Origin of the sequence: Candidatus Allofournierella excrementigallinarum (assembly GCF_944388085.1) — a bacterium.
Classification (GTDB): Bacteria; Bacillota; Clostridia; order Oscillospirales; family Ruminococcaceae; genus Allofournierella_A; species Allofournierella_A excrementigallinarum.
Genome location: NZ_CALXHK010000011.1, coordinates 26,450 through 53,398 on the forward strand (window position 1 = coordinate 26,450; position 26,949 = coordinate 53,398).

General features: G+C 54.4%; 25 protein-coding genes and 1 tRNA gene. 13 read left to right on the forward strand and 13 right to left on the reverse strand.

Translation table 11 applies throughout. The features are described 5' to 3' along the window. The first annotated feature begins 123 nt into the window (after nucleotides 1-123). Nucleotides 124-507 carry a transcriptional repressor gene (locus ACH2AT_RS03460; protein ID WP_394963659.1) on the forward strand — a complete coding sequence of 128 codons (384 nt, stop codon included), beginning with the start codon at nucleotides 124-126 and terminating at the stop codon, nucleotides 505-507. A gap of 71 nt (nucleotides 508-578) precedes the next feature. Here the strand turns inward: ACH2AT_RS03460 and ACH2AT_RS03465 are convergent, their stop codons facing one another. Beyond that, entirely contained in the window at nucleotides 579-947 is a 369-nt protein-coding gene (locus tag ACH2AT_RS03465; RefSeq protein WP_177521153.1) for a RidA family protein, read from the reverse strand. 170 nt (nucleotides 948-1,117) lie between these two features. Next, nucleotides 1,118-1,387, reverse strand: coding sequence for a hypothetical protein (locus ACH2AT_RS03470; protein ID WP_394963661.1), 270 nt, complete (start codon nucleotides 1,385-1,387; stop codon nucleotides 1,118-1,120). 157 nt (nucleotides 1,388-1,544) lie between these two features. On the opposite strand from ACH2AT_RS03470, the gene ACH2AT_RS03475 reads away from it, so the two are divergent. Both ACH2AT_RS03475 and ACH2AT_RS03480 read left to right on the forward strand, forming a co-directional pair. After that, nucleotides 1,545-1,994 (forward strand): MarR family winged helix-turn-helix transcriptional regulator, encoded by a 450-nt coding sequence (locus ACH2AT_RS03475; protein WP_394963663.1) that lies wholly within the window; start codon nucleotides 1,545-1,547, stop codon nucleotides 1,992-1,994. A 1-nt stretch (nucleotide 1,995) separates the two neighbouring features. Continuing rightward, nucleotides 1,996-3,333, forward strand: a complete 1,338-nt coding sequence (locus ACH2AT_RS03480) for an MATE family efflux transporter (RefSeq protein WP_394963665.1) — start codon at nucleotides 1,996-1,998, stop codon at nucleotides 3,331-3,333. Between the two features lie 67 nt (nucleotides 3,334-3,400). On the opposite strand, the gene ACH2AT_RS03485 is transcribed toward ACH2AT_RS03480, so the two are convergent. Then, nucleotides 3,401-4,288 (reverse strand): LysR family transcriptional regulator, encoded by an 888-nt coding sequence (locus ACH2AT_RS03485; protein ID WP_394963667.1) that lies wholly within the window; start codon nucleotides 4,286-4,288, stop codon nucleotides 3,401-3,403. 200 nt (nucleotides 4,289-4,488) lie between these two features. Between ACH2AT_RS03485 and ACH2AT_RS03490 the strand changes: the two genes are divergently transcribed. Together ACH2AT_RS03490 and ACH2AT_RS03495 are read left to right on the forward strand one after the other, a co-directional pair. After that, nucleotides 4,489-5,265, forward strand: a complete 777-nt coding sequence (locus ACH2AT_RS03490) for an SDR family NAD(P)-dependent oxidoreductase (RefSeq protein WP_394963669.1) — start codon at nucleotides 4,489-4,491, stop codon at nucleotides 5,263-5,265. Between the two features lie 16 nt (nucleotides 5,266-5,281). Next, nucleotides 5,282-6,826, forward strand: a complete 1,545-nt coding sequence (locus tag ACH2AT_RS03495; RefSeq protein ID WP_394963671.1) for an MFS transporter — start codon at nucleotides 5,282-5,284, stop codon at nucleotides 6,824-6,826. A gap of 81 nt (nucleotides 6,827-6,907) precedes the next feature. Here the strand turns inward: ACH2AT_RS03495 and ACH2AT_RS03500 are convergent, their stop codons facing one another. From ACH2AT_RS03500 to ACH2AT_RS03510, 3 genes are all read right to left on the reverse strand, one after another. After that, nucleotides 6,908-7,213 carry a DUF898 family protein gene (locus ACH2AT_RS03500; protein WP_394963673.1) on the reverse strand — a complete coding sequence of 102 codons (306 nt, stop codon included), beginning with the start codon at nucleotides 7,211-7,213 and terminating at the stop codon, nucleotides 6,908-6,910. Between the two features lie 154 nt (nucleotides 7,214-7,367). Next, a tRNA-Leu gene (locus ACH2AT_RS03505) sits at nucleotides 7,368-7,452 on the reverse strand. A gap of 53 nt (nucleotides 7,453-7,505) precedes the next feature. Continuing rightward, entirely contained in the window at nucleotides 7,506-8,666 is a 1,161-nt protein-coding gene (locus tag ACH2AT_RS03510) for a DNA recombination protein RmuC (RefSeq protein WP_394963675.1), read from the reverse strand. Between the two features lie 104 nt (nucleotides 8,667-8,770). Here ACH2AT_RS03510 and ACH2AT_RS03515 point away from each other — a divergent pair, with 104 nt between their 5' ends. The 7 genes from ACH2AT_RS03515 (at nucleotide 8,771) to ACH2AT_RS03545 (ending at nucleotide 15,188) form a co-directional block, all read left to right on the forward strand. Continuing rightward, nucleotides 8,771-9,577 carry a polysaccharide deacetylase family protein gene (locus tag ACH2AT_RS03515; RefSeq protein WP_394963677.1) on the forward strand — a complete coding sequence of 269 codons (807 nt, stop codon included), beginning with the start codon at nucleotides 8,771-8,773 and terminating at the stop codon, nucleotides 9,575-9,577. 163 nt (nucleotides 9,578-9,740) lie between these two features. Beyond that, nucleotides 9,741-10,607: a DUF5685 family protein gene (locus tag ACH2AT_RS03520; RefSeq protein ID WP_394963679.1), complete on the forward strand. Its 867-nt coding sequence runs from the start codon at nucleotides 9,741-9,743 to the stop codon at nucleotides 10,605-10,607. A 24-nt stretch (nucleotides 10,608-10,631) separates the two neighbouring features. Beyond that, nucleotides 10,632-11,249: a DnaJ domain-containing protein gene (locus tag ACH2AT_RS03525; protein ID WP_394963681.1), complete on the forward strand. Its 618-nt coding sequence runs from the start codon at nucleotides 10,632-10,634 to the stop codon at nucleotides 11,247-11,249. A 2-nt stretch (nucleotides 11,250-11,251) separates the two neighbouring features. Then, nucleotides 11,252-11,794: a hypothetical protein gene (locus ACH2AT_RS03530; protein WP_394963683.1), complete on the forward strand. Its 543-nt coding sequence runs from the start codon at nucleotides 11,252-11,254 to the stop codon at nucleotides 11,792-11,794. Nucleotides 11,795-11,838: 44 nt separating this feature from the next. Further along, nucleotides 11,839-13,032, forward strand: coding sequence for an AI-2E family transporter (locus ACH2AT_RS03535; protein WP_394963685.1), 1,194 nt, complete (start codon nucleotides 11,839-11,841; stop codon nucleotides 13,030-13,032). 12 nt (nucleotides 13,033-13,044) lie between these two features. Continuing rightward, nucleotides 13,045-14,352, forward strand: a complete 1,308-nt coding sequence (locus tag ACH2AT_RS03540) for an alpha-amylase family glycosyl hydrolase (RefSeq protein WP_394963687.1) — start codon at nucleotides 13,045-13,047, stop codon at nucleotides 14,350-14,352. Nucleotides 14,353-14,867: 515 nt separating this feature from the next. Beyond that, on the forward strand, nucleotides 14,868-15,188 hold the full coding sequence (locus ACH2AT_RS03545) for a hypothetical protein (RefSeq protein WP_394963689.1): 321 nt from the start codon (nucleotides 14,868-14,870) through the stop codon (nucleotides 15,186-15,188). A 459-nt stretch (nucleotides 15,189-15,647) separates the two neighbouring features. Here the strand turns inward: ACH2AT_RS03545 and ACH2AT_RS03550 are convergent, their stop codons facing one another. The 7 genes from ACH2AT_RS03550 to ACH2AT_RS03580 form a co-directional block, all read right to left on the reverse strand. Then, entirely contained in the window at nucleotides 15,648-16,511 is an 864-nt protein-coding gene (locus ACH2AT_RS03550; protein WP_394963691.1) for a hypothetical protein, read from the reverse strand. A 43-nt stretch (nucleotides 16,512-16,554) separates the two neighbouring features. Beyond that, nucleotides 16,555-17,964: a serine/threonine-protein kinase gene (locus tag ACH2AT_RS03555; RefSeq protein WP_394963693.1), complete on the reverse strand. Its 1,410-nt coding sequence runs from the start codon at nucleotides 17,962-17,964 to the stop codon at nucleotides 16,555-16,557. Between the two features lie 71 nt (nucleotides 17,965-18,035). Next, nucleotides 18,036-20,918 (reverse strand): DEAD/DEAH box helicase family protein, encoded by a 2,883-nt coding sequence (locus tag ACH2AT_RS03560; RefSeq protein WP_394963695.1) that lies wholly within the window; start codon nucleotides 20,916-20,918, stop codon nucleotides 18,036-18,038. Beyond that, a complete protein-coding gene (locus tag ACH2AT_RS03565) occupies nucleotides 20,911-22,587 on the reverse strand; it encodes a site-specific DNA-methyltransferase (protein ID WP_394963697.1) in 1,677 nt (558 codons plus the stop codon). The genes ACH2AT_RS03560 and ACH2AT_RS03565 overlap by 8 nt, the downstream gene beginning before the upstream one ends. 2 nt (nucleotides 22,588-22,589) lie before the next feature. After that, nucleotides 22,590-23,387, reverse strand: coding sequence for a hypothetical protein (locus ACH2AT_RS03570; protein WP_394963699.1), 798 nt, complete (start codon nucleotides 23,385-23,387; stop codon nucleotides 22,590-22,592). Continuing rightward, nucleotides 23,388-26,234, reverse strand: a complete 2,847-nt coding sequence (locus ACH2AT_RS03575; protein WP_394963701.1) for an SNF2-related protein — start codon at nucleotides 26,232-26,234, stop codon at nucleotides 23,388-23,390. Nucleotides 26,235-26,275: 41 nt separating this feature from the next. Further along, nucleotides 26,276-26,491 (reverse strand): helix-turn-helix domain-containing protein, encoded by a 216-nt coding sequence (locus ACH2AT_RS03580; RefSeq protein WP_394963703.1) that lies wholly within the window; start codon nucleotides 26,489-26,491, stop codon nucleotides 26,276-26,278. A 235-nt stretch (nucleotides 26,492-26,726) separates the two neighbouring features. On the opposite strand from ACH2AT_RS03580, the gene ACH2AT_RS03585 reads away from it, so the two are divergent. After that, the coding region (locus tag ACH2AT_RS03585; RefSeq protein WP_394963705.1) for a hypothetical protein at nucleotides 26,727-26,949 on the forward strand (223 nt) is incomplete at its 3' end.

Below are 26,949 nucleotides of genomic sequence, written 5' to 3' on the forward strand. Positions count from 1 at the left end.
ATGCGCGCCCGCTCGGGCAGGGCGCCCTTGACAAAATATGTGAAAACAATTACTATTATAAAAAACAACGACGCACCGCACGGCCGTCAGGCTGCAGCGGGCGGGAACAGGAGGGAAAGGACCATGCGCTATTCACGGCAGCGGGAGCTGGTGATGCGGCAGGTGCAGAGCCGCTGCGATCACCCCACCGCCGACGAGATCTATACCGCCGTGCGGGACGACTGCCCCGGCCTGAGCCTGGGCACGGTGTACCGCAACCTGAACGGCCTTGTGGAGGCCGGGCGTGTGCGCCGGGTGAGCGTTCCCGGCCAGGCCGACCGGTTTGACCGCACCCTGGCCGATCACGACCATATGTTCTGCACCCGGTGCGGCCGGGTGGAGGACGTGCAGCTGGACAAAACGCCGCTGGACAAGATGATCGCCGGCAGGCCGGAACTTGCCATCGAGGGCTATGCGCTCACCCTGTATGGGGTGTGCAGCGCCTGCCGCGAGGCGAGCGGTTCCTGACGCATAAAGAAATCCCCGCCTGTTTATTTTGGCAAACAGGCGGGGATTTTCTATGTCCGAAACAGTTCGGCTTACTTCTCGGCGATGGCCTCGATCTCGCACAGAACGCCCTTCGGCAGGGCCTTCACAGCCACGCAGCTGCGGGCGGGCTTGGAAACGAAGTACTTGGCGTACACTTCGTTGAAAGCGGCAAAGTCGCCCATGTCAGCCAGGAAGCAGGTGGTCTTGACCACGTTCTCAAAGCCCACGCCGGCAGCCTCCAGAATGGCGCCCACGTTCTTGCAGCTCCACTCAGCCTGCGCAGCGATGCCCTCGGGCACGTTGCCGGTGGAGGGGTCCACGGGGATCTGGCCGCTGGTGAATACGAAGCCGTTCACCTCAAAACCCTGAGAATAGGGGCCGATGGCGCCCGGCGCCTTGCTGGTCTCGATAACTTTCATCTTGTATGACCTCCTTGCAGTATTCCGTCGTTCAAAGGAGAGGCCTTTTTTGTGAAAAGGCCGTCTTTATCTTTATTATAACAGACCCGTCTGTGAAATCAACCTTTTTTGCACGATGCGAAAAAAATTGCAGGGCCGCCCCGTTTTTGAGCGGGACAGCCCTGCGCGCGTCACTCCGCAGGCTCGCTCTGGCAGCCGCAGCCGCGCTGGTCCGGACCGCACTCTTCGGGTCCGACAGGCTTGCGCTGCTCGGGGGCAGCGCCCCCGAACACCGAGGGGAAATAGGCGCCCATGCCCAGCCCCTCGTAAAAGGCGTCGGCCTCGGTCACAAGGCCCTCCGCCCGGGGCGGGCGGCAGCCGGGCTGATGAGGGTCGGGCACGCCCACCTCGGTCACGGCGTTCTGGTCCTCGTGATGCGTTTCATGGTATTCGTGGTCCATAGATCGTTCCTTCCTTTCTTTTCAAGCGGGGCTCATCGCCCCGCTTTTAGTATGCCCCATGCCCGCGGGATTTCTCACAAAAAGAGGCAGCTTGACAAACGTCCGAAATCGTACTAAAATGGCGAGTACGATTTCGGACCAAAAAGGGGAGCGGAGAATGACCAGGACCACTCAGGAAAGACTGAACCGATTCAACTACCTGCTCGGCGAGACCGAGGCTGCCTACCACGAGCTCAGCCTCAAGATGGGCTACCCGGACAGCGCCATGAAAGTGCTGTACGCGATCTGCGACAATGGGGGCAGCTGCCCGCTGCGCACCATCCGCCGGCGTTCAGGCCTGAGCAAGCAGACGATGAACTCCGCCATCCGCAAGCTGGAGGCGGAGGACGTGCTGCAACTGGAACTGGACGGAGGCCGGGCCAAAAACGCACATCTGACTGCCCACGGCCAGACGGTGGCGGAAGCGACGGCCATGCGCATCCTCCGGATCGAAAAAGACATATTCGCGTGCTGGTCCGAAGAGGAAGTGGAGACCTATCTGCGCCTGACGGAGAGGTACCTCGCCGATTTTAAGGAAAGGACGGCACAGCTGAAAAGAAAGGTATAACATGCAGATACGATTCTCTGACCATTTCACCTGCAAAAAACTTCTGCGCCTGACCTTCCCCTCCATGATCATGCTGGTGTTCACCTCCATCTACGGCGTGGTGGACGGGTTCTTTGTGTCCAACTTTGTGGGCAAAAACGCCTTCACCGCGGTGAATTTCATCATGCCTTTCCTGATGATCCTGGGCGCGGTGGGCTTTATGTTCGGCACGGGCGGCGGCGCGCTGATCGCCAAGACTCTGGGCGAAGGGGACAAAGAAAAGGTCGGGCGGCTGTTCTCCCTGGTGGTGTATGCCTCGGCGGGGCTGGGCGTGGTGCTGGCGGCAGCGGGCCTTCTGCTGCTTCGCCCGCTGCTGGTGCTGCTGGGGGCCGAAGGCCAGCTGCTGGAAAACTGCGTGCTCTACGGCCGCATCATCCTGCTGGCAAACCCCATCTATATCCTGCAATATGAATTCCAGTGTTTGTTCCCCACGGCGGGCAAGCCTGCCCTCGGACTGTATGTCACGGTGGCGGCGGGGCTCACCAACATGGTGCTGGACGCGCTGTTCGTGGCGGTGCTGCCCTGGGGCATCCAGGGCGCCGCGGCGGCCACGGCCATCAGCCAGTGCGTGGGCGGGCTCGTCCCGCTGGTCTATTTTGCGCTGCCAAACCGCAGCCTGCTCCGCCTGGGCCGCGCGCGCATGGAGCCGCGGGCGCTGGGCAAGGTGTGCGCCAATGGCTCCTCCGAGCTGATGAGCAACATTTCCATCCCGCTGGTGAGCATGCTCTACAATCTGCAGCTGCTGGCCATGGCAGGGGAGGACGGTGTGGCCGCCTACGGTGTGCTGATGTATGTCAGCCTTATCTTCCAGGCGGTGTTCCTGGGCTATTCCGTGGGCACAGCGCCGGTCATCAGCTACCACTACGGCGCGCGGAACACCGCAGAGGTCAAGGGCATTTTGCGCCGCAGCCTGGGGCTGATAAGCGTGTTCGCCCTGGCGATGTTTGCGGCTGCCCTGGGGCTGGCACAGCCGCTGTCCCGCCTGTTCGTGGGCTACGACCAGGCGCTCTATGGCTTCACGGTGCGCGCCTTCGGCATTTTTGCCTTTTCCTTCCTGTTCACCGGCTTTGCCATCTTCGGCTCGGCCTTCTTCACCGCGCTGAACAACGGCCTTGTGTCGGCGGTCATCTCCTTTTTGCGCACGCTGCTGTTCCAGGTGGCGGCGGTGCTGATCCTGCCGCTGTTCTGGCAGGTGGACGGAATCTGGGCCGCCACCGTCGCGGCGGAATGCATGGCCGCCCTGGTGGCCAGGGCGTTCCTCTGGCGCTGCCGGGATGAGGCAAACCTCATGGCCGCGTGAGAAAAAAAGCCGCGCCTGCAAGCTGCTGCTTGCGGGCGCGGCTCTTTTTGATGCGAAGAAACGCTTTTTACTCCAATTTGCGCAGATGGGCCTCGGTCTCGCGCAGAAAAGCCTCCTCCTCCGGGCGCAGAAGATGGTCCTTGCGCCATATCACCGAGAAGTGGGCGCGCCGGTTGGTCTCAAGGGGGATGGCGCGGATCTCCGGGTCATTGTCGAACAGACCCTGCAAAAGCACGCAGGAAGCCCGGCCCTCCCGAATGGCTTGCCCGATGCCGTTCAGGTCTGTGGAGAAAAACAGGATGTTCTCTGGCCAGACGTTGTTGAGCAGGGTGCTCATCATCTCGCCAAACTCGGAGCGGCTCATGGGATATTCGGTGAAGGCGGCCAGCGGCACTTGCTGCAGTTGACGGGGGTCCAGGGTGCTGAAACTGCACAAGGGGTCGTCCCGGCGGGTGTACAGTACCACATCGAAACTGGCCAGGTCGTAAACGCAGAATTCCTCCAGGTCCCGGCTGTCCACCGAGGAGATGATGGCGAGGTCCAGAAGTCCGTCCCGCACCGACTGCATCAGATAATCGCAGCCGTAAAACCCCAAAAAGGCGAGAGACTCGCGGGACATGTCAAATCCGCCGGCGAACATCCGCTGCACCAGCTGCTGCACGATGATGGAAATGCCCACCCGCAGGGGCGAGCGCTGGCTGCCGATGCTGCGCATCTGGCGGGAGATGTCCTCAAACCCGTTCAGCAGCGGGCCTGCCAGCTGGGCAAGGCGCTGCCCGGCCTGGGTGGGCTGCAGCGGCTTGGTGCGCAGGAACAGCTTGACGCTGAACTCGTCCTCCAGCTCCTGAATGGCAGTGGAGACCGACGGCTGCGAAACATACAGCGCGTTGGCCGCTCTCGTCATGTTGCGGTATTCATACACCGCCTGAAAGTATTGAAGCTGCAAAATGGTCATGCCCACACCCCCTGACAATCAGTATAGCAAAAACCGGCCTGCCTTGTAAGCTGTTTGTGAAAAAGCAAACATAGTTTTCTTTTATGCCTTTGCCGTTTGCATCGCAAACCCGTATTTCCATTTTGGCGGCGGGGATGTGTACAATGAAAACGGCGCTGAAAGCCAAAGCGCAAAAACAAAAAACGGAAGGATGAGGAAGCATGAAACGGCTGGAAAACAAGGTGGCCATCATCACGGGAGCGGCCATGGGGCAGGGCGCGGCCGAAGCGTATCTGTTCGCAAGAGAGGGCGCCAAAGTGGTGGCGGCGGACATGGCGGAGGACGCACTGAAAGAGACCGTGGACGCCATCAACGCGGATTTCCCCGGCATGGCGCTGGGCGTGCACCTGGATGTGGCCAGCGAAGAGAACTGGCAGCAGGTGGTGAAGCAGGCCGTGGAAACGTTCGGCACGGTGGACATCCTTGTGAACAACGCGGGCGTGGGTTCCCGGGGCGTCAACTATGACAAGACCGACCGGGAAGCCTTTGACCGCATCATGGGCATCAACGCCTGGGGCTCCTTTGCGGGCATCAAAACGGTGGTGCCGGTGATGAAGAAGGCTGGCGGCGGTTCCATCGTGAACGTGTCCTCGCTGGCCGCGGTGGTGGGCGTGGAGTTCAACGCCTACACGCTGACCAAGGGCGCCGTGGTCTCCATGACCCGCGCCGCTGCCGTGGACCTGGGCAAGGACAACATCCGTGTCAACACCATCATCCCGGGCACTATCGTGACCCCCATGACAAAGATCATCTGTGATTACCCCAAGGTGCTCAAATCCTGCGAGGAAAAGACCTGCCTGGGCCACATTGGCGAGCCCAACGACATCGCCTACGGCGTTTTGTATCTGGCCAGCGACGAGGCCAAGTATGTCACCGGCTCCGATCTGACCATCGACGGCGGCGAGCGGTTCAAGGACGCGCTGGAGCTGGAACTGTGAAAAAGGGGGAGCGGGAATGAACGAAAAAAACAAGCGCTGGACCATGCTGGCCCTCTTCCTGGGCCTGCTTGAGATCCTGTTCATCGACGCCATGAGCTCCATCGTGGGGCCGGGCATCGTGGCCGAGCTGGGCAGCACCGATCTGTACGCCTTCATGTACACGCTGACCTTCCTGTGCAACACCCTGGCTTTGCCCATCACCTCCATGCTGGGCAACAAAAGCGGACGGAAATACATCATCGTGGCCGGCGTTCTGGTCTACGGAGTGTCCTCCCTGCTGGCGGGCCTTGCGGGCAGCATGATGTTCCATGTGGTGATGCGCGGCGTGCAGGGCATCGGCAAGGGCTGCATCCTGGGCAATGTGCTGGCCTTCTTTGGCGAATCGCTGGACGAACAGGGCCGCGCCAAGGCCATGGGCTTTTACGGGACCCTCACCGGCGTGGTGTTCGTGGTGGCTCCTCTGGCCGGCGGCGCCATCGGCGACCTGCTGGGCTGGCGGCTGACCTTCTATCTGTCCGTGCCGCTGACGGCGGTGGTGCTGGCAGTGCTGCTGCTCAAAATGCCCAACCTTCGCCCCAAGGACCCGGCGGGCGGTCTGGACTGGGCCGGCACCCTGCTGCTCTCGGTGCTGACCATCGCCATCGTGATGTTCTTCTCCTGGGGCGGGCAGACCTACAGCTGGGTCTCGGTGCAGGTGCTGGGGTCGCTGGCGGTGTTCCTCGTGTCGCTGGCGCTGTTCGTGCGGCACATCAACCGCTGCGAGCATCCGGTGCTCTCTCCCGCGCTGTTCCGCAACCGTGAATTCGTGCTGGTGATCCTGGGCGTGGTGCTCATCGGGCCCACCCTCTATGCGGTGGGTTCCTACCTGCCCATGCTCTGCCAGGCGCTGGCGGGAATGAACGCCACCATGTCCGGCGCCATCACCGCGCTGAAATCCGTAGTGCAGCTGGCGCTGGGCTACGCGGTGGGCGCGTTCATCGGCAAGACCGGGCGCATCAAGCTGGTGCTGGTGACCACCTCGGTGGTCTATGCCGCGTCCAACTTCCTGATGGGCCTCACCCGCTCGCCCGCAGACATGGTCTGGCTCATCCTGGGCGTGCTGCTCTCCGGCCTGGGCACCACCACCTATTCCATGGTCTACACGCTGCATGCGCAGAACGAGCTGCCGGAGTCCCTGGTGGGTGAGGGCACCAGCGCCATCCAGTTCCTGCAGTCCATGAGCGGCACCATCGGCCTGTCCATCGCTGGCATGGTGCTGAACACCTCCTTTGCCCGCGGGCTGACCGGGGTGGTGCCCGAAGGACTGGACGCCTTCCTCTCCGCGGAGGAGCTGAACGGCTACATGGGCACGACTCTGCTCACCGATCCCACTGCCGTGGAAAAGGCCATGGCCGGCCTGAGCGAGCAGGGCCAGACGCTGTTCACACAGTTTGTGGAGAACCTGCGCTCGGCCTACGCCGGCGCCATGTTCAACACCTTCTGCGTGCTGGGAGTGCTGGCGGCCATCACTCTGGTTTTCTCTCTGATGGCGCGCAGCAGCCGGCAGGCAGCCAAAAACTGAGCTTTCCTCTCATAAACGAACGAAGCCCCGCCCTCCTCCGGAATTTCCGGAGGAGGGCGGGGCGTTTTGCGTTTCAGATGTTCAATTGGCAAAATGGGTATGTTTGACTTTCCATTTGCGCAGGGCGATGCCCAGCCAGAAACCATAGATGCCAAGGGTGATGATGGTCAGGAAGAACCACTTGATCCAGTTCCCGAACAGCTGAACGGCGCTGCCGTCAAAGGTGAGACGGTGGCCGTTCACAACGGTGTGCTTGGTTTCCCAGCCATATACCATGCACACGGCCCAGGGATAGCAGATGCCGCAGGTGCACACGGTGATGAGCGTGCCCAGCAGCCGCCAGCCGATCAGCTGCAGCATGCCGCCGTCAAAATACGAGTCGTTCATGGACGATCCCTCCTGTTTGTCTGGTGTCTGTCGGCTTTTGTCTGCCGCCGCTTTAAATGTAGTATACTTGCAACGGATTGTCAATCAAGCATGGAAAAGGACGAGCAGCGAACAACAAAAAAGCGCCGCAAGCGTTTGACCGCTTGCGGCGTTTTGGTGCGAGGGAGGGGACTTGAACCCCCATGGTATATACCACACGCACCTCAAACGTGCGCGTCTGCCGGTTCCGCCACCCTCGCGTATCAGGCGGGAAATTCCGCAAAATGTATTCTACCATAGGATGAGGGCGAAGTCAATACCCAGAATTCTGTTCGCCGGAGGCTTCCTCCTCGCCGGGCAGAAGGGTCACCTGCTGCAATTTGCGCTGGATCTGCCGGGTGCGCACGCCCACCAGATTCTCCAGCTCACTGCTGGCCTGGTTCAGCCGGTTCTGCGCCTGGGCCAGCGCCTGGCCGAAGGTGTCGAACTCGGCCTTCACGCCGCCCAGCACCTTCCACACCTCGCTGCTGCGCTTCTGGATGGCCAGCGTCTTGAAGCCCATCTGCAGGCTGTTCAGCAGCGCCGCCATGGTGGTGGGGCCCGCAACCACGATCTTATATTCCCGCTGCAGCCGCTCGGCGGTGCCCCGGCGCACCACCTCGGCGTAAAGCCCTTCCACCGGCAGAAACATCACCCCAAAATCGGTGGTGTGGCCGGGGTCCAGGTACTTGTCGCGGATGTCCTTGCCGAATCCACGCACCCGCTTATCCAGTTCTTTGGCCGCCAGCTCCACCGCGGCTTTGTCCGCCGTGTCGTAGGCCGCCAGCAGGGCGGCGTAGGCGTCCTGGGGGAATTTCGCGTCAATGGGCAGCCATACCGGGCCGTCGCCGTCGCCCGGCAGCTTGACCGCAAATTCCACCCGCTCGGAACTGCCCGGCACGGTGGCTACGTTCTCGGCGTACTGCCCGGGAGCCAGCAGCTGCTCCAGAATGGCGCCCAGCTGCACCTCGCCCAGGATGCCCCGGGTCTTGACGTTGCTCAGAACCTTTTTCAGGTCGCCCACGCCCGCGGCCAGCGTGCGCATCTCGCCCAGCCCTTTGTACACCAGTTCCAGCTGCTGGCTCACAAGGCCGAAACTTTTTTGCAGCCGGTCCTCCAATGTCTTTTGCAGCTTTTCGTCCACCGTCTGGCGCATCTCGCCCAGCCGCCGGTCGGTCGCCGCCTGCATGGCGTTCAGGCGCACCTCCATGGTAGTGCGGATGCTTTCCAGTTTCTGCTCGGTCTGCACATTGCTGGCCTGCAGGCCGGAGGCCACGCTGCCGGAAAGCTCCTGCCGCGTCTGGCGTATCTCGGCCAGCAGATCCTGCCGCACCTTTTCCAGGTCCTCGCCGGAAAGCCCCCGCGGGCGGCGCAGCAGGTTGGCGAGGCTCAGCACGCAGGCCAGCCCCGCCAGCACTAAGATCACAATTTCCATCATTTTCTCCTCGCAAAGGGGGATAACCTGCCCCCCGGATTCATAGCTATAAGTATACGTGGTTTGCCGTGGCAAATCAACATTGCAGAAGGCGGCGAGATGACATGGGAAAATCTTTGAAACGAAAGCGCAGGCTCTGGGTGATGGTGTGGTGCGTCTGCTGTGCGGGGGCGGCCAGCGCCATGTTGTGGGCGGTGCAGCGCGCCCAGCCGGTGTGCCGTCAGAAAGACCTGGAGGCGACCACCTTCGTATCGGCCCAGGCGCTGGCGGATGAAGACGGGGAAAAACGGGTGTTCCTCACCTTCGACGACGGCCCCAGCCCCACCACCGAGGCGGTGCTGGACGTGTTGAAAGAAAAAGGGGTGCCGGCCACTTTTTTTGTGGTGTCGGCGGAGAACAACAAGGACTATCTGCCCCTCATCAAGCGGGCGGTGGAGGAGGGCCACCAGATCGCGCTCCACAGCTGCACCCATTCCTACAAGACCATCTATGCCAGCACCACCGCGTTTTGGGCGGACATCAAGGAGCTTCGCCAGCAGATAGACCCTTATGTGGATCTGGAGACCGTCCACTGGCTTCGCTTCCCCGGCGGCAGCACCAACACCGTCAGCCGCAAATACGGCGGCAGCTCCATTATGAAGAACCTGGTGGCCCAGGTGGGGGAGAAGGGCTACCGCTATGTGGATTGGAACGTCTGCGCCGAGGATGCGGCGGGCGGCCACCCCAGCGCCGACGACGTTTACCGCAATGTGGTCAAGGGCGCCGAGGGGAAAAATGTCTGCGTGGTGCTGATGCATGACACCAAGGCCACCCGCAAGACCACCGCCGAGGCTCTGCCGGACATCATCGACTGGTTCAAAGAACATGGCTACCGTTTCTGCCGCATCGACGAGCTGGACCGGCAGATATAGACCGCCGCGTTTGTAAATTTTTTGGGAATTATCAGCCCCACACAGGGCTGGCGAATTGTAAACAGGGGCAAAATAGTGTATGATAATAGGGTTGACAGCACCGTTCATCCCATGGTGGGGCGGGCCGCTGTCAGCCCATTTTCTGTGGAAAGGGGCGCGCGGCGTGTTCGGCTATGTCACCCCCGACAAAGGCGAGATGAAGGTGCGGGAGTACGAGTGCTACCGGGCCGTCTACTGCGGGCTGTGCATGCAGCTGAAAGCGGACTACGGCTTCGTGAGCCGGATGCTCCTCAACTATGACCTGGTCACCGTGGCCCTTCTGGCCGACGGCATCAGCGGCGAAAAAGGCGCCCCCTGCATGAAGCGCTGCATGGCCAGCCCCTTGCGCCGCCGCTGCATGCACGCGGGCACTGGCGGGCTGCGGCTGGCCGCCGCGTCGCTGGTGCTGCTGAGCTGGTACAAGCTGGCGGACGACCTGGAAGACGAGCCCCTTGCCCGTCGTTTCGCCTCAGGCGCGCTGCGGCTCCTGCTGTTCCGGGCCCACAAAAAGGCCGCCGCCGCGCAGCCGGAACTGGACAGGCTGCTGGCGGAGCAGACGGCCTGCCAGCAAAAGCTGGAACGGGCGGGCTGTGCGAACCCGGACGAGGCGGCAGAACCAACCGGGCGCATGACCGCGGCCATCCTGGAAAAGTGCGCGGCGCGGCCCGAAGACGCGCACATCCTGGGGCGCATGGGCCTGTTCCTGGGCAAGATCCTCTACTGGCTGGACGCCGCGGAGGACTTCGACAAAGACCGGGAAAAGGGCCGCTACAACGTGTTCCTTCGCATGGGGCTGGACCGGGCCGCCGCCATCGAGCAGGCCGCGCTCCAGTGCCGGCTGGCGGCAGGGGAGGTGGCCCGCTGCTACAATCTGCTGCGGCTGGAACTCAACCGCCCCATTTTGGATAATATTATTTTTCTGGGCCTGCCTGCCGGCATCCGCCGCGCCGGGCAGCCGCAAAAACATGAAAAGCACGCAGCGCCGGTGTGACGCCGGCGCGGAAAGGAAACGAACATGGACGCATATCAGGTGCTGGGCCTGCGGCGCGGCGCGAGCGAGGACGAAGTGAAGGCCGCCTACCGTGCGCTGGCGCAGAAGTATAACCCCGACAACTACGAGGCGGGCCCTCTGAAAGAGGACGCGCTGAAAAAGATGGAAGAGATCAACACCGCCTTTGACCAGGTCATGGCTGAACTGCGTGGCGCCCCGGCCCACACCGGCGAGGCCGGCCCCAGGCAGGACGGGCAGCAGGCCGACCCCGGCAGCCTGCCGGAGATACGGGCGCTGATCCAGCAGGGCAGGGTGGACGAGGCCCTGGCCCGGCTGCAGGCGATGCCCGACGGCCCTGCCAGCGCCGAGTGGAACTTTTTGATGGGCAGCGCCTATTACTACAAGGGCTGGCTGAACGAGGCGCTGCGCTACTTCCAGGAAGCCTGCCGCCTGGCCCCCTCCAACCGGGAGTATGCAGCGGCGCTGCACAACCTGCAGAGCACGGCGAACGGCCAGATGCCCGGCAACCCCTACGGCGCCTACGGAACGGGCCCCCAGGCCAACGCGGTGGGATGCAGCTGCTGTGATATCTGCACTGCCATGATGTGCATGGACCTGTGCTGCAACTGCGGTCAGTGCTGACCATGCGCCGGAGAAAAAGCGGGCGGATCGCCCTGTGCGGCGTGCTGTGCGCCCTGGCCATGACGCTGATGCTGGGCGGCAGCGTGATGCCCTTCGCCACATTCTGCGCCCCTGCCATGGGCGGCATCCTGCTGGTGCCCATCGCCATGGAGTGCGGCATGCGCCTCGCGTGGGTGAGCTACGCCGCCCTTTCACTGTTGAGCGTTCTCTTCGTGCCCGACAAGGAGAGCGCCTTCATCTTCGTGTTCCTGCTGGGGCATTATCCGCTTTTGAAAGCCTACCTGCAGCGCATTCCCTGGCGCTGGCTGCGTGCGGCGGTCAAAACGGCGGCGTTCAACGCCCTGGTGTTTGCCTGCTATGGCGTGGTGCTTTACATCCTGCCCATCCAGGCCATCGTGCAGGAATTCGCCCACACCGCGCCCCTGGCGCTGGCAGGGCTTCTGGCGCTGGCCAATGTGTGTTTCTGGGTCTACGACGCGGCGCTGGACAATCTGATACGGGCCTATGCCCTGCGCATGCGGCCGCTGCTGCGGCGCTTTTTGTAAATTGCGGCATTTTGCGGAAATTCCAACGAAAAGGATCAGTGTGAATGAATCGGAACAACAGATGGAGGCTCAGCCCAAATTTCTTTTCCAACCTCGCTGTGGTCATCATCGGCATCTCCTTTTATCTGGCAATGTCCAACCTGGACCTGGTGTGCCAGGCCGTCAACGGGGTGCTGGGTGTGCTCTCGCCCTTTGTGGGCGGCTTTGTGATCGCCTATCTGCTGGACGGGCCCGTGCGCTTTTTTGAAGAAAAATTCTCCATGAAGCGGGGCCTGAGCATCGCCGTGAGCTACCTGCTGGCCATCGTGCTGTTCGGCGTTCTGCTGAGCTTTGTGCTGCCGCAGGTGGTGCAGAGCGTGATGGTCCTGGCGGACAATCTCAACGCTTATCTGCGCAGCCTCAACACCTTTGTGGCCAATGTTTCCACTCGCTTCCATCTGGACGAGGAACTGATCGAGGGCATGATGCTCTCCTACACCGACCTGATGCAGCAGGCCACGGCCCTCCTGCGCGACTTCATGCCCCAGCTGCTGAACTACAGCATGGCGGTGGGCAGCGGCCTTGTGTCTGCCCTCACGGCTTTCATCGCCTCGGTGTACATGCTCATGGGCAAGCAGCGGCTGCTGGGCCAGATGCGAAAGGTCATCTACGCATTTCTGCCCCTGCGGAAAGCCCGGCGCATGCTGGCCGTGTGCAGCAATGCCAACCGGGTGTTCAACGGCTTTATTTACGGCAAGCTGATCGACAGCGCCATCATCGGGGTGCTCTGCTTTATCCTGATGAGCCTGTTCAAGATGCCCTTCGCGCTTCTCATCAGCGTGGTGGTGGGCGTCACCAACGTCATTCCTTTCTTCGGCCCCTTCATCGGCGCCATCCCCAGCGTGATGATCCTGCTGATGGTGGACCCCATCGTGGCCATCGAGTTCGGCGTGCTCATCCTCATCCTGCAGCAGTTCGACGGCAACATCCTCGGCCCCAAGATCCTGGGCGATTCCACCGGCCTGTCGGCCATCTGGGTGCTGGTGGCCATCATCGTGGGCGGCGGCCTGTTCGGGTTTGCGGGCATGGTCGTCGGCGTGCCCACCTTCGCTGTGCTCTACTCCCTCACCAGCGACCTGCTGGCCCGCCGCCTCAAGGAAAAAGGCATCGACAAGAACGGCGACCCGCTGCCGAAGGACCCCGCCCCCCAGGAAAGCGAGGCAAACGCAGAAAATACCCCCGGGCCCCAGCGGCCCTGAAAGGAACCCAACATGTGGTTTGACCGGGCAAATGTTTATCAGATTTATCCTCTGGGCCTGTGCGGCGCGCCGGAACACAACGACGGCGTGTGCGAGCACCGCATCCTGAAACTTCTGGACTGGGTGGAGCACATCAGGGCGCTGAACATGACTTGCGTGCTGCTGAACCCGGTGTTCGGGAGCGACAAGCACGGCTATGACACCCGTGATTACTTCCGGGTGGACTGCCGCCTGGGCACGGGCGAGGACCTGAAACAGGTGTGCGACGCCTTTCACGCCGCGGGCATCCGCGTGATGCTGGACGGCGTGTTCAACCATGTGGGCCGGGGCTTCTGGGCCTTTGAGGACGTGCGCCAAAAGAAGTGGGACAGCCCTTATAAGAACTGGTTCCATCTGAGTTTCGACGGCAACACCGAATACAACGACGGCTTCTGGTACGAAGGCTGGGAAGGCCACAACGAGCTTGTGAAGCTGAACCTGAACGACCCGGCGGTGGTGGACCACCTCTTCGCGGCGGTGAAACGCTGGGTGGAGGAGTACGGCATCGACGGCCTGCGGCTGGATGTGGCCTATTGCCTCTCGCCGGATTTTCTTGCAAAGCTGCGCGGCTTTACAGACTCTCTCAAGCCGGAGTTCGTGCTGATGGGGGAGACGCTCCACGGCGACTACAACCGCTGGATGAACGACCACGCCTGCCATTCGGTGACCAACTACGAATGCTACAAGGGCCTTTATTCCAGCTTCAACAGCATGAATATGTTCGAGATCGGCCACAGCCTGAACCGGCAGTTTGGCCCCGAACCGTGGACGCTCTATAAAGGCAAGCACCTGCTGGCCTTTCTGGACAACCACGATGTGGAGCGCATCGCCAGCATCCTTGCGAACCCCGCCCACATCCGCCCGGCCTACGGCCTTTTGTTCGGCATGCCGGGCACGCCGGCGGTGTATTACGGCAGCGAGTGGGGCCAGACGGGCAGAAAGCGGGACGGCGACGCCGCCCTGCGCCCCGCGCTGGAGAGGCCGCAGAACAACGAACTCACCGAGTGGGTGGAGGCGCTGGCCGCCGCCCGCGCCTCCAGCCCGGCCTTGTGCGAAGGGGACTATCGCACCCTGGCGCTGACCAACCGGCAGCTGGTGTTCCAGCGCGCGGCGGGCGGCGAGCGGGTCATCGTTGCGGTGAACGCCGGCGGCGAGGAATACACCGCGCACTTTGACGCCGGCGCTGGCCGTGCCACCGACCTCATCACCGGCGAGCCTCACGACTTCGGCGGCGGCAGCCGCCTCGCGCCTTACAGCGTTTACTTTTGGAGGACGGAGTAAGGCGAGAAATTTCATACATGATCGAGCGAAAGAAAAGCACCAACCCTCAAAACGGGTTTGGTGCTTTTATTCGTCTGTATCGTCTTCAAACCTTTATTTATTTAATTCTTTAAAGTCCAAGAATTCCGCCAATGTCATACATCTGCCCTCGTCCTCATCATTACCCATTTTTGGGCTGCTTTGATGATAACAATGGAACCAGGCGGGATTACCCGAATACGGGTTGACAATCAAAATATCGTTGCCCTACAATCCCGCTGGGCCACTGAGCGGCGCAACAGATGGATGCTGGGGCAGGCCGGCCCTGTGGTGGCCTATGCCACCTGCGGCGGGGGCGGCGCGGCGAAGTTCAGGGGCCGCGCGTTCCGCCAGGGGAAGGCGGTCATTGATCTGGGCGGCTGCCGGAATAAACAAAGAGCCTTGAAACCCATCGGTTTCAAGGCTCTTTCTGGTGGAGATAAGCGGGATCGAACCGCTGACCTCTTGAATGCCATTTTATGGGACTATTAGTACAAATGGAAAAGCCGGAAAATATCGCGGAATCAAGCCATTTTCGGGCTCTTTTATTTCTATATTTTAGTTGCAAAATACGCCAATTCAATACCAGTTCATTACGACCTTTGGATGGACAAATTTTGCATCGCACTTGGTACAGAACTCACTGTTTGATCGGTACACACCTGCACCTCTCAAAGCCGGAAAAATCAAGGCTTTATCGGCTGGCACGAATAAAACAGAGGGGGGCGTTTGTGCGCTTGGAGTCAGTAAAGCAGCGGGTATTTGTGATGACCTCTCTTGCTTCTTATCTTCCTGAAGCAGCCATGGATTTATGGTGAAAAATGCCAACTAGCTAGATACTGTTTTTCATTGAAATTATTGTACCAGATTAAGGGCAAAAAATGAAGACCAAACAGCAAAATCGGGGGGTGTTTCTGGCGGTTTCCTACCCACCGATTAGTACAAGATTTTCAGGCTTATATACCAAACCTACCCACCGATTTTTCACCCCCTTTCAAAACGAGGGGGGCAACATAGCTTCACATCAGGACAAACATCTAGAAGGTTTCTTATAGTCTCTTACGTCTACACATTTCTAAGGCCATCAATGTTCGCTATCGAGTCAAAGATTACATGTTTTGACCTGATCGGAGATTATGCTCAACCTTTCTCGCTGTAAAAAATCTAGTGGTCACTTTAGTACACATATTGCACCAACAGCCGTGAAATTCCACTGTAGCTGTAGATTTAACAGCGTTGCGCACCATACTAAAAGCGGATTTTTTAGGCACCACTGGTTATCCCAAAAGTACTTCTCTTGAATCTGTCCTGATTTTTATAGGCAGCAAAAAATGCTTTGTATCAGCCTTCTCACAATCTTCACTTTCTAACCTGTACTTCGAAGTGAAAACAATTGTTAAATTGATTTGGTCTATTTGAATTTCAACGCCTAAATCTGAAGGATAGTAGTGTAGTGTGGATGCTCCTTCTTCTGCGCTTCCAACAAGCTTGATAGGCATACCAGGCAACACTTTTTGCTCGCGTTCTACTGCCAGTTCCAATCTTTCCTGATATTCAAACTGATGCGATGAATTGGAAAATATAACGCTAATACAAAATCCACCTACCGAATCATCTTTGCAACAGCGCATCGCATAATTGAATGCTTTTAAATACTCATTTAAATGCGAGACATCCGCCATCCTATATTTCTGCAAATGCCTAAATGCATCTTCTGAACCGATCCAAGCAGAGGAGCAATCTCTTTGTATCGTTTGGTTCTTTATGCAGACTATTTCCGTTTTATCCGCTTCATCCGCTAGGCATATAATGAATTCTATCTCATTTTCTGCGGCACTGCTATGGATTTCCCACGCTAAATCTATTAATTCATCTTCTTTAAATTGTTTAGCTTCAAATAGCTTGTATAGCAATCTGTGTGCATACGCTATATTATTTCCGGCAAAGGAGATGCAGCATCTAGGCCCTACAATCATACTCTTAATTAGCCCATAATGCTCTATCATCTCTCTAGTCTGGGTTCCCCAGTTGGATTTACAAGTTCCGTCAAGGGAAATCTTCGTATCGCTGTATATGTACGTCAATTCACGCATACAGCTATCATACTTGATAATCTCTTTAACAGCATATACAAAACTCATTTTTAATACGTCTCTTTTGATACAGTAAGTTGTCGTACATAACTCAATCAGAAAAATCGCCTGTATCGGTAAGTATCCAATTCACAAAAATATGATTTGAAAGATTGTACTCATAAGCTTCATTTTTCGAAAACACAGTTCTCAATTTATATAACAGATAGAAAAAAGGAGCATTACTTAGGCCCCCGAGTTCTTCATCTATTCCTTTTGCAGCCCGAAGTATTTCGCGGCAATGATAATCGCAGCAGGACAAGAATAGTTTCAAGGTTTTTCCAAGAGAGCCGTCTTCATAACGATATTTTGTTACAGTTGCTTGGAATTCCTTATACAATTTGCGATTCTTTTCCTCTTCTAAATCAATTGCTGGATACATCCTGCCACTGGCATAGACATTCGCCTCATATTCGAATTTCTTCTGACAAACGGTTAATAGCCTTTTTTGAAAGTATACGCTTTTGATAAAGTCATCCACAGCGTAGTGTATTTGTATGTGATAGTTAAATTCAGGGTCGTCATTTTCTATTTCTTGAAGCGATTCGTTCTCCAAAATATACTTAGCAAGATAAATGTCCTTTGCTGCTGTGTGAGCAATGGCTATTACTCTTTCATCAGGTTCACCATCTTGAAACTCGTCGATAAGTCCACATTCTATAATGTCCAGTTCGGTATTGACTGTTTCTTGTATATACGAAACATCTTTTATCAAATACTCGCTTAATGGTCTCTCCGATGGGTTTTGTTTCAAGCATCTCTCTACAATCGTATCCAGTTCCCAATATTGAGGATAAACGTCACGAATTAATTCATAACTCAGTCCCGATGGATTGCTTTTCGTAAATAGCTCACTTAATATTTTCCCAAGCGCATAAACATCGCTTGCCGCAGATACACTGTTTTCATTTTCCTTTTCCAGTTGTTCGGGCGCGGCATAAGATTTGTTCCCTAACCACGCATCCGTCTTGGTCATAGTTGAGTCGCTAAAGTGTGCAATGCCGAAGTCTGCAAGGACCAGTTCGCCGGTGTCGTTAACGAAGATATTTTCCGGCTTTATATCTCGGTGATAAACGCCGATGCTGTGAATGTATTGAACAGCTTTCGCAAGTTTGAGCCAGTAACCTAGTAAAACCTCTGCATCTGTTTCTTTCGAAATAACATCCCGCAATGTTTTTTCGTACAGGGGCATAATATAAAATTTTTCATTGTCATTAAATGTCCCATAACCAATTATCTTAATTATATTGGGATGAGTTTCCCGTTGGCAAAACGCTATTTCTTTTTCGAAGCGCGTAATTTTCTCAGTATCTTCGGAAGCAAGAAATTTGATTGCATATTGTTGCTCCATACCTTCTTCTTGCGCGCGCCAAACACTTCCATTTCCGCCGGAGCCGATGGCATCTACCAATTTATATCGTTTTTGCCCGACGGTTACATACTTTCTTTTGTAGTGACTCATCGTAAATCTCCATTACTTAGCATTAAGGGAATGCCCCATAATTGTGAGGCATTCCCTTTGCCATTAGATAATTAGAAAGACAACTGTTCTGCGGGGACCCGGTTATCCATAAGATTGCGGAAACTGGAATTCAGGCGCACTTCATCATGCGAAACGAGGGCATACACCCAAGGCTTTCCATTGTGCTCCACATTCCAGGCGCTGGCAGCAGAACAATATACCTGTGCCGCTTTGGCCTTTTCGAGAACCTCTGGGTCCGAAAGTTCTTTGCTCATCTTTGTTTCCACCATATAGATGGTACTCACTGTTTCCACGACAAAGTCCGGCTCATACCGGCTATATCCACCAGGTCCATAATAAATATTGAACTGCTTCGGCGATGGGCGCATCCATCTAATGACCTCTTTGTCGTTTTCCAGAACGATTGCAAAGGTGCGCTCGGTGTTGTTGTCAAATTTGTAGAGAGTGTGGCAAGCTTTTTTGAATCCGTTAAACACCTTGCTGCGAACCTCACCAACGGGGACTGATGCCCGAAGGTCGTAAATCTCATCCGACTTGATTTTTCCACCGAAGCTAGATTCAATGCGGGAGAACGGCCGCATTTCAGTCGCACGGAAAACGGATTTTTCCCGGAAGAAGTGATCTCTCATCTGTGCGTGAATGATTTCCGCAATTGTCTTTTGCCGGTCGCGCATAACACGCTCGGCCTCTTCTTCCGAGAGATACGTCAGAAAGTGTTTTTTAACATCGCCGACAAGAGAATACAGCAAATCGGCGGTAGTCATATAGTCGATATCATCATAAACAATCAGATGCCGGACAATTTCATTTTCCGGTGTATCGACGGCCTCTCTGGCGTGAAAGTTTGGATCATACTCGAAAGTCTTTCCGTCCGTCTGCAATTCTGTGCCAATCAAAGTATCATTTCCAGGATGCCAGTTCATGTTGCGGGTATCCAGAGTGAACATATAATACCCTTGTTTGACCTCAGTGAACGGTTGCACGACCGCTTGCGGAATAGGGATCACTTTGTCTGTCAGTGCCTGCACGCAGGTTTCGATTGCCGTTTGAACAACCGGCGCAACGTCCTCCGGGCGCAAATTCAATGAAGGGAATTGCCGAAGGGTGGCACTTACGACAGTCTGCTGGACAAACTTCTTGGCAGATTCGTCTTTTGCCGCATCATAGGTTTTCACCTGCTTATTTAACTCCAGCACGGATTTTGCCGCGAAATGAGCCACAAATTTGGCAACTTCAAGCGCCTGCTCCTGCGTTTTTGTTTCTCCGGAACTGTACGAAGCGGGAGTCTCTTGCATGAAGGACATCGCAAGCTGCTCCGTAAAGCTGGCATCGTTGGTAATGCTGTCATAGGCCGTAGTGAGCTCCACCGTCTCTCGCGGCTCCTCAATATCCGGACTGTCATCATCAATGTAATACACTTTGCGAACCAACGAGTTGGGGTCGTTGGCCAGGTTTACGATGGCTGCATATTTGTCGTGACTGACAATGGACAGCCGGTCCACTTCCTCTATCCCGGTACGCAAGCCATACGGCAACCGCAAGCCGCGCCCAATCGTCTGTTCCGTCAAGGTCTCAGAGGCTGAGGCCCGCAGGGGAATGATGGTATACAGGCTGGTCACATCCCATCCTTCCTTGAGCATATTCACATGGACAACGATTTCAATTTTGTTTTCCGGTTTCTCAAGAGAAAGAAGCTGTGTGATGTTTTCGTCCTTCTCGGCTCCGCGCTGTGCGGAATTGATTTCCAGCACTTTGTCTTTATAGTACCCACGGAAGAACTCATCCGATGCCAGATACTCTCGAATCTGCCGGGAGTGCTCCGTATCCTTGGCGACTACCAGAACAAACGGTTTTACCAACGGCTTGCCATAGGTGCGGGCATAAATCTCCAATTGGCTTTTTGTATCTTCGTGGATGCGCACGCCGTCATTCAGCTTTTCTTTGTCCAGTTGTTCCGGGGTATATTCCTCCGCACGGAAATCTTTGCGTGTAATAACTGCCGGCACCTTCACATATTGTCCATCGTTCAGCGCATGAGCAAGCGTATATTCGTAAACGACATTTTTGAAGTTGACCTTCTTCGCACCTTTTTGAATCTGCGGCGTTGCGGTCAGCTCCACACCGAGAATAGGCCGAAGCTCGTTGATAACTTCAAAACTTTTGTCGGCGTGATAGTGATGGCTTTCATCCATGAAAATGCAGAGATCCGGGAGCGATTGCAGATAGGAAAAATACGATTCGCCCAATACTTCGTTCAGCCGTTTGATGCGTGCCGGATTGCCGTCCTTCACCTTGCTGTCCGAGTTCAGCTTGGAAATGTTGAATACATTGATCACCACATCGTTGACGCCAAAAGCAGTCTGCCGGAAATCGGCATAGTTGTCCCCATCGATGATGCGAGGCGGGCTGACAAAGCGGTCCAGGCCACGGAAAACATACTTGGGATTGGAGATATTGCCCAGGTCATCTTTCAGCTTGTTGTATATTGTGAGGTTGGGCGCCATGACGAAAAAGTTTTTGATGCCTTTTTCATAGTGCAGATAGGCGATACACGCCCCCATCAGCCGAGTCTTGCCGATGCCGGTGGCAAGCGAAAAGCAGACGGACGGGAAATCTCGTTCAAAGGAAGTCAGTGTGGGGCACAAGTGCCGCACAGCTGCCAGGTCTTCCCGGTAAAACTCCTCTGCCGTCTGGCTCGCTAACTCTGAAATGCGTTTCTGCCGTTTGTCATCCGTTTCGCAGGCGTCCAATTCCGCCTGATGGGCCGCGCTGATTTGCTGCACCGTTGTCGGATTTTTCCTCAACGACAGGGTATCGCACAGCCGCGCAAAAATTTCGAGGCTTTCGTGCTGCGGCGGCCGCAGGGACAGAGCGTTGTTGATGTATTTGGAATGGTAAGAGTAGAATTTTTCGGTATAGGATTCTTTAATCATCTTCCCATTCCTCCTCGTCCAATACCGGCGGGTCGATAATATTCAGGTTGTAATTGTCCACACCATACTGGCATTTGTCGAGTACCGACTGGGGAATTTTGCGCACGGTAATGTTCTCATACCGCTTGTTCAGACCGGTGTCAAAGGCAGGCGCACAAATCAACAGATTTTCAAACGCTCCCACTTCCGCTGCGATGCCGTCCAGCACTTCTCCAGTCAGGTATTGGGTGGTGACATAAATGAAGCTGTTATCCTGGCAGAAGCCCTGTTTCCAGAAGGTTTCTGAATCGGGAGCATAGTGGTATCCATTGATCTTGGCCACAGCCGCGACCAGCATTTCCGGGCTGTACTGCTCAGAAAACACGGGATTCCCGTACTTGTCCTTGACGATTAGGGTAGGAGCCAGTTCGTAGAACTTGTATCCGCCGCCGCCATGCCAGTTGACATCTTCAGAAATGCCTGTTTTATCGCCATCAATCACCCTTGTCAATCTCGAAACACACAATGTATAACAATGATTGCCAAGTTCAATACCTATATATCGACGATTCATTTTGTGTGCAACAGCAGCAGTTGTCCCACTACCCAAAAATGAATCCAAAACCCAATCCCCCTCTTTAGTGAAGTGGGAAAGTAATGTTTTAATGAGAATTTCTGGCTTTTTTCCGCCTCTGAACTCTGCTCCACCTTCTTGTCTGCAATTGCCAAAATAAGAGGCCAAATCAATAAATCCGTTAATAGGCACTTCTCTGGTCATCTCACCACTTTCAAGTTTGTCCAGTGGAACTCCTTGATAATATTTTCCTTTTGTTGCTCCTTCCTTATTGGGCCCGGTAAAGAAACGATAATCGTACCTATCATCTCCTATACCGTAAACCTTATAAATAACACCATATCCATCTTCTACATAGCGCCCTGTCAAATAGTCTCTGAAAAATCTTCCCGATGAATTCCCATCTAAAATTGTTCCGGAGGCCCATATTTCTTTCAAACCATATTCCGAGCCCATCTCCTCAGTGATAGTGTAATCTCCTTTTTTATACACTTCCACCCTTTTTCCCCCAAGCTCTAAAATCTTAACCGGAGCCGAAAGCGTCTCAATTTTGAATTTGAATTTCTCGTATCCAGAATCGACTTTATCCAATATAGGTTTGGCGCGATTGCTCTTTCTATAAATATGAACTTGTTCAATTTCTTTATGAAACGCCATATCTTGCTTTAGCGTCTTTTCCGGATATCTCACTCGGACGTAAATTGTCGTTTGATAATAACCATCTCGACCAAAAATTTCATCCAGCATAATCTTTAGATAGTGGCCTTCTGAATCATCAATTTGGCAGCAAAAAAAGCCATCATCTGAAAGTAAATTTCTTAATATCCTTAGCCTTTCATACATTAATCTCAGCCAAGTAGAATGCTCCAAGTTATCATCATAGTTCTCCAGAGCTTCACCTGTATTATAAGGCGGGTCTATGTAAATACATTTTATCCGTCCCGCATACTCCTGCTCCAACGCCTTCAACGCCAACAGATTGTCTCCATGAATCAGCATATTCTCGGTGTTGGGGTCACCATAATCTTTAGAAGGGTCATGGAGCAGGATGCGCGGTTCAACAGCCGGGTCTTCTCCCTTACCAATCCATGTCAATTCCAATCTTTGATTAGCCATTGTCACTCATTCTCCTGTTCTTGTGTAATCGTCGTCACCGCTGAATATGCATCAACATTATACAATTTATCGTAAAACACATCCAAAATCTCCATCAAAGACGTTTTATCAATGCCGATAGTAACCCCAAAATGGACATTAGTGGAACAATATGCCAATGTTGTGACCACGTTCCGCTTTTGTTCTTCAACACTATTTATGAGCTGGTTCAGTTGCTCCTTTATTTTTATGCGATAGTCAGCTATTTCAGGGTACTGCGCGTCGAAAGAAAGCGGCAATATACGGTCAAATTCGAAACGCACCATAAAATTCATGGTTTCCAGTAAGTTGTCATACGCACGAATTGCATCATTTACCGCTCCGGTCTTTTGGGCATCGTGAAGCATGGACAGAAATGCTTTATCTGCCTCAATTACTTTATCGCTTATCTCCTCAATCGCATGAATGATTGCCAGATACTTTGACCTTGTCAATTCGTTTTCAAAGCCAATCTGATATATTCGTCTGTTTTCTTCAATTGCCTTTTGATTGGTTTGGTTTGCCTGCTTGTTTTGCCATACGGCGACAGCCCCTAAAACAGTTGCTCCTGCAAATGATAAGAAGCCACCCCAAAAGCTGAGCCAATCGCTTTTGTAAATATCCTTTCCCGTTGGGGCCACAAACCCCACTACAGGTAAGCCAAACGCAAACCAGAAATATGTGAACCCCAGTAAAAGCAAGCAACCAATTATACAAGAGCGCACAGGATGCGATAACAACGAGCGTTTTATTCTGCTTTTAAGTCCATCTTTTTTGGGCATTTACGCCACCTCAAATTCAATCACCATGATATTCTGGGTAGTACAATTACCTTCCAGCTTACGGCGGACTTCTTCCTGCAGGCGTTCCTTTTCGGCATCGATCTCATCTTCCCGGTCGTAAATCTCCCGCTGCATTTTCTTCCGCTTCAGTTCCAGCTTATTGATTTCATCCTTCATTGCCAGCATTTCACTGAGCGGCAAAGCTGTGCTGGCACGGAACATCTTTTTCTTTTCCGTGATGGCTTTTTTCAGTTCTTTCAGCTCTCTCTGCAAGCCCTCTTTCAGGTCTTCGCTGTATGCATCCAGCTTATCGCATTCTTCCAGATAGTATTTCTTGTTGCTTTCCTCTACCTGCTGACGCTGCAATTCCAAGCGTTGCTGACGAGCTACTTGCAAAGCCTCGGTTTCACGCGCACTTGCGCTTACCACTGTTGCAGGCAGTTCCAGCATACTGTTGATGGTGTCCTCATCCATTACGGTTCCGTCTTGGGTAAGAACGGAGAACACCAAATGTTCTTCTTCGCCGATTCCCTCGTAGGAAAGCTTGTCAATAGACAGGATGCCTTGCAGATGCGGATGTGCATTCAGGAAAGAAATGTTCCGTTCCGAGTGGGTATGGTCAAAGCGGATTTTAACAGGAGGCAGCGGCTGCTCCATGGCCTCGGCCAGCCAGGACTCGTACAAGGGGTCTTCCCGGCGCAGGAAAGTATCGCCTTCTTCCTCGGCGTCCTTCCACTTCAGATTATAGACGCGTTCCGTATCCCCGTCTTTGAATTTCAGGCGCCACTGTTCCAGCGGCTCTACGCGCTCAGCACCATGTATCATAAAGAAGTAATAAACCCACTGCGTAAATTTATCCAGGCTGGCGACGGTATTTGATTCACACTCCTTGAGCCGCGAGGCAACCACTTCATCGAAGTTTTCCAGAATAGATTGCCGGGCCTGCACCATCTTCTCCTGGATCTTGTCCGACAGTTCCGCCTGCAACTGGTCAAACTGCTGCTGGATTTCTTCGGCCGTTTTGCAGGTCTGATAAATGTTAGCAATTCGTTTTTCAAAATCAACACCGGATTCGATGGAACCCAGCACATCATCCGAAGATCCGAACACCCCTTCGAACAGACGGAATTTCTGAGAGAGCAACTCATACACACGACAGTCGGCAGCGTTCTTGCGGTTCAGGAAATTGATGACGACCACATCGTTTTTCTGCCCATACCGATGACAACGGCCGATGCGCTGCTCAATGCGCTGCGGGTTCCAAGGCAGGTCATAGTTGACCACAAGACTGCAAAATTGCAGGTTGATGCCTTCGGCCGCCGCCTCCGTTCCGATGAGGATACAGGCGTTATTGCGGAATTCCTCCACAACAGCCGCCTTCATATCCGCCTGGCGTGAACCGGAAATCGCGCCATCATTTTTGTGCCGCTCTTTCCAATCCGCATAGATTTGTTTGGAAATATCGTCGTTGTTCATGCCGTTCAAAAAGACGATCTGACCAGCATATCCGTTGTTGGTGAGCAGGTTGAAAAGATACTCCTGGGTGCGCCGGGACTCTGTAAAAATAACCGCCTTGCGCTGGCCGCCCAACTCTTCAATTTTATCAAACCCCTGCTTCAGCGCAAAAATCAGATTGTCACCCTTCGCATTGGTCTTGATGCTGGAGGCCAGTTCCGCAAATTGACGCAGCTGTGCCAGTTCCCGCAGAATGCCTTCCCGGTTACGCTGCAGGTCTTCTTCGGACATTTCGCACTTCTCCTGTGCGCCGTCACCTTCATCGCTCAATTCATCGAAAGAATCATAGTCTTGCAGGTCGAGCTCTGTTTCCATTCCGTTCAAGAGCTCTTCCAGGCGGCTGATGAGAGAATTCAATGTTCCCGCAATGGCGAACGAGGAAGAAGCCAGCAGTTTGCGGAGTACCATGGTGATGAGCGTCCGCTGACCTTCCGGCAACGCATACAGCTTGTCCGTCTGCAGATAATCAGAAATAAAATTGTAGAGTTTTTCTTCCGCCTCGGTAGGTGTGTATTCCTGCAAAATGGGATGCCGCTCTGTGTATCGAACATACTCCGTAACCTGTTTGCGAAGTGTACGCTTGCAAAAGCCACCCAAACGGGTGCGAAGATTACGATTACGGAGTTCTGCATTATTGACCGCCACATACATTTCGCGGAACGTCTTGGCATCGCCAAATACATGGTCATCGATAAGGCTGACTAATCCGTAAAGCTCCATCAGATTGTTTTGGAGCGGAGTCGCTGTGAGCAAAAGCTTCTTTCTGCCCTGCAGCGCTTCTTTCAGTTTCTTGCCGGTGACATTATCGGGTTTATAAACATTCCGCAGGCGATGCGCCTCGTCAATAATAACAAGATCCCAAGAAACGCGACGGAGCTCATCCTCTTTCCTGGCAGCAAAATTGTACGAACAGATAACGACCTGATTTTTAGTATCAAACGGATTGAAGTAGCCTTCCTTTTTCAGCTTATTGAAGCTGGTCGACTCCATTATGAGGGCGTCGATATAAAACTTCTCTTTCAGCTCCGAGCGCCACTGGGTACGCAAAGCCGCCGGCACAATCAAAAGAATGTGGCGTTTGCGTTCGGCCCAGTATTGCGCCAAAACAAGGCCAGCCTCGATCGTTTTGCCAAGGCCCACTTCATCCGCCAACAGAGCACCTGCGCTCAGCGGAGACTTCACTGCAAAAAGAGCGGCATCGACCTGATGCGGGTTCAGGTCTACCTTTACTCCGGACATTGCCGAAGCTAGGCTGTCATAGCTGGATTGTGGGCGCTTCAAAGTGATTTGCTCGGCAAAATAGCGAGCTTGATAAGGTGTATAGTCAACCATTTATGCGTCCTCTTTATTGTGAAAATAAATCTTGTTCAAATTCACTCAGAATCGTCTTCTATGTATTCCATCAAATCGCCCGGTTGACACTTCAACACTTGGCATAGTTTATCAATTGACTTCTCTGTTAATCCACCTTTTCCATTTTTAATGGCAGTCAACGTGCTTTGCCCAAGCAGTCCTTCTTTTCGAATCCGATACGTTGTGTATCCTCGCTCTTTCAATAGAGCAAAAAGTTTGTCATATTTTATCGACATTCGCATACACCTTCTCTCATAGTTATAAATCAAGTATATATGCGAAATGTGCACCATGTCAAGTGCATGTTTTGCATAAAAGTCAATTAGCAAAAGGAACAAATATTCAAGCCGCAATATGCACTATATTTGGTGTATATTGCGGCTTGTTTTATGCACTTATTTTGGTGTATAATGAGATTGTCGAAAGGGACACACCGCCCGGATAAACCTAATTCCAAAGGAGGAGAGACCAATGACCACACTTCATCACTATATTAATAATTTCATTTATCCGACTGACAACATCCCGGACCATCGAAGCCGCCGGTTCGGCTGCTGCCCTTGCCTGATGGCCATGAGATGGTTTGCTGCATTCCAACAAAAAAGCCGTGTTCAGGAGGCCACCCGAACACGGCAAGCGCAAAATCAACCCACTTTAAATAAGTCCATTCTGCCCTTTCATCATAACATGCCGG

Excerpts from the sequence above, each read along its gene's own strand:
- ACH2AT_RS03460 (WP_394963659.1), top strand. The coding sequence starts at position 124 with ATGCGCTATTCACGGCAGCGGGAGCTGGTGATGCGGCAGGTGCAGAGC.
- ACH2AT_RS03465 (WP_177521153.1), bottom strand. The coding sequence starts at position 947 with ATGAAAGTTATCGAGACCAGCAAGGCGCCGGGCGCCATCGGCCCCTAT.
- ACH2AT_RS03470 (WP_394963661.1), bottom strand. The coding sequence starts at position 1,387 with ATGGACCACGAATACCATGAAACGCATCACGAGGACCAGAACGCCGTG.
- ACH2AT_RS03475 (WP_394963663.1), top strand. The coding sequence starts at position 1,545 with ATGACCAGGACCACTCAGGAAAGACTGAACCGATTCAACTACCTGCTC.
- ACH2AT_RS03480 (WP_394963665.1), top strand. The coding sequence starts at position 1,996 with ATGCAGATACGATTCTCTGACCATTTCACCTGCAAAAAACTTCTGCGC.
- ACH2AT_RS03485 (WP_394963667.1), bottom strand. The coding sequence starts at position 4,288 with ATGACCATTTTGCAGCTTCAATACTTTCAGGCGGTGTATGAATACCGC.
- ACH2AT_RS03490 (WP_394963669.1), top strand. The coding sequence starts at position 4,489 with ATGAAACGGCTGGAAAACAAGGTGGCCATCATCACGGGAGCGGCCATG.
- ACH2AT_RS03495 (WP_394963671.1), top strand. The coding sequence starts at position 5,282 with ATGAACGAAAAAAACAAGCGCTGGACCATGCTGGCCCTCTTCCTGGGC.
- ACH2AT_RS03500 (WP_394963673.1), bottom strand. The coding sequence starts at position 7,213 with ATGAACGACTCGTATTTTGACGGCGGCATGCTGCAGCTGATCGGCTGG.
- ACH2AT_RS03510 (WP_394963675.1), bottom strand. The coding sequence starts at position 8,666 with ATGGAAATTGTGATCTTAGTGCTGGCGGGGCTGGCCTGCGTGCTGAGC.
- ACH2AT_RS03515 (WP_394963677.1), top strand. The coding sequence starts at position 8,771 with ATGGGAAAATCTTTGAAACGAAAGCGCAGGCTCTGGGTGATGGTGTGG.
- ACH2AT_RS03525 (WP_394963681.1), top strand. The coding sequence starts at position 10,632 with ATGGACGCATATCAGGTGCTGGGCCTGCGGCGCGGCGCGAGCGAGGAC.
- ACH2AT_RS03530 (WP_394963683.1), top strand. The coding sequence starts at position 11,252 with ATGCGCCGGAGAAAAAGCGGGCGGATCGCCCTGTGCGGCGTGCTGTGC.
- ACH2AT_RS03535 (WP_394963685.1), top strand. The coding sequence starts at position 11,839 with ATGAATCGGAACAACAGATGGAGGCTCAGCCCAAATTTCTTTTCCAAC.
- ACH2AT_RS03540 (WP_394963687.1), top strand. The coding sequence starts at position 13,045 with ATGTGGTTTGACCGGGCAAATGTTTATCAGATTTATCCTCTGGGCCTG.
- ACH2AT_RS03545 (WP_394963689.1), top strand. The coding sequence starts at position 14,868 with ATGGAAAAGCCGGAAAATATCGCGGAATCAAGCCATTTTCGGGCTCTT.
- ACH2AT_RS03550 (WP_394963691.1), bottom strand. The coding sequence starts at position 16,511 with ATGAGTTTTGTATATGCTGTTAAAGAGATTATCAAGTATGATAGCTGT.
- ACH2AT_RS03555 (WP_394963693.1), bottom strand. The coding sequence starts at position 17,964 with ATGAGTCACTACAAAAGAAAGTATGTAACCGTCGGGCAAAAACGATAT.
- ACH2AT_RS03560 (WP_394963695.1), bottom strand. The coding sequence starts at position 20,918 with ATGATTAAAGAATCCTATACCGAAAAATTCTACTCTTACCATTCCAAA.
- ACH2AT_RS03565 (WP_394963697.1), bottom strand. The coding sequence starts at position 22,587 with ATGGCTAATCAAAGATTGGAATTGACATGGATTGGTAAGGGAGAAGAC.
- ACH2AT_RS03570 (WP_394963699.1), bottom strand. The coding sequence starts at position 23,387 with ATGCCCAAAAAAGATGGACTTAAAAGCAGAATAAAACGCTCGTTGTTA.
- ACH2AT_RS03575 (WP_394963701.1), bottom strand. The coding sequence starts at position 26,234 with ATGGTTGACTATACACCTTATCAAGCTCGCTATTTTGCCGAGCAAATC.
- ACH2AT_RS03580 (WP_394963703.1), bottom strand. The coding sequence starts at position 26,491 with ATGTCGATAAAATATGACAAACTTTTTGCTCTATTGAAAGAGCGAGGA.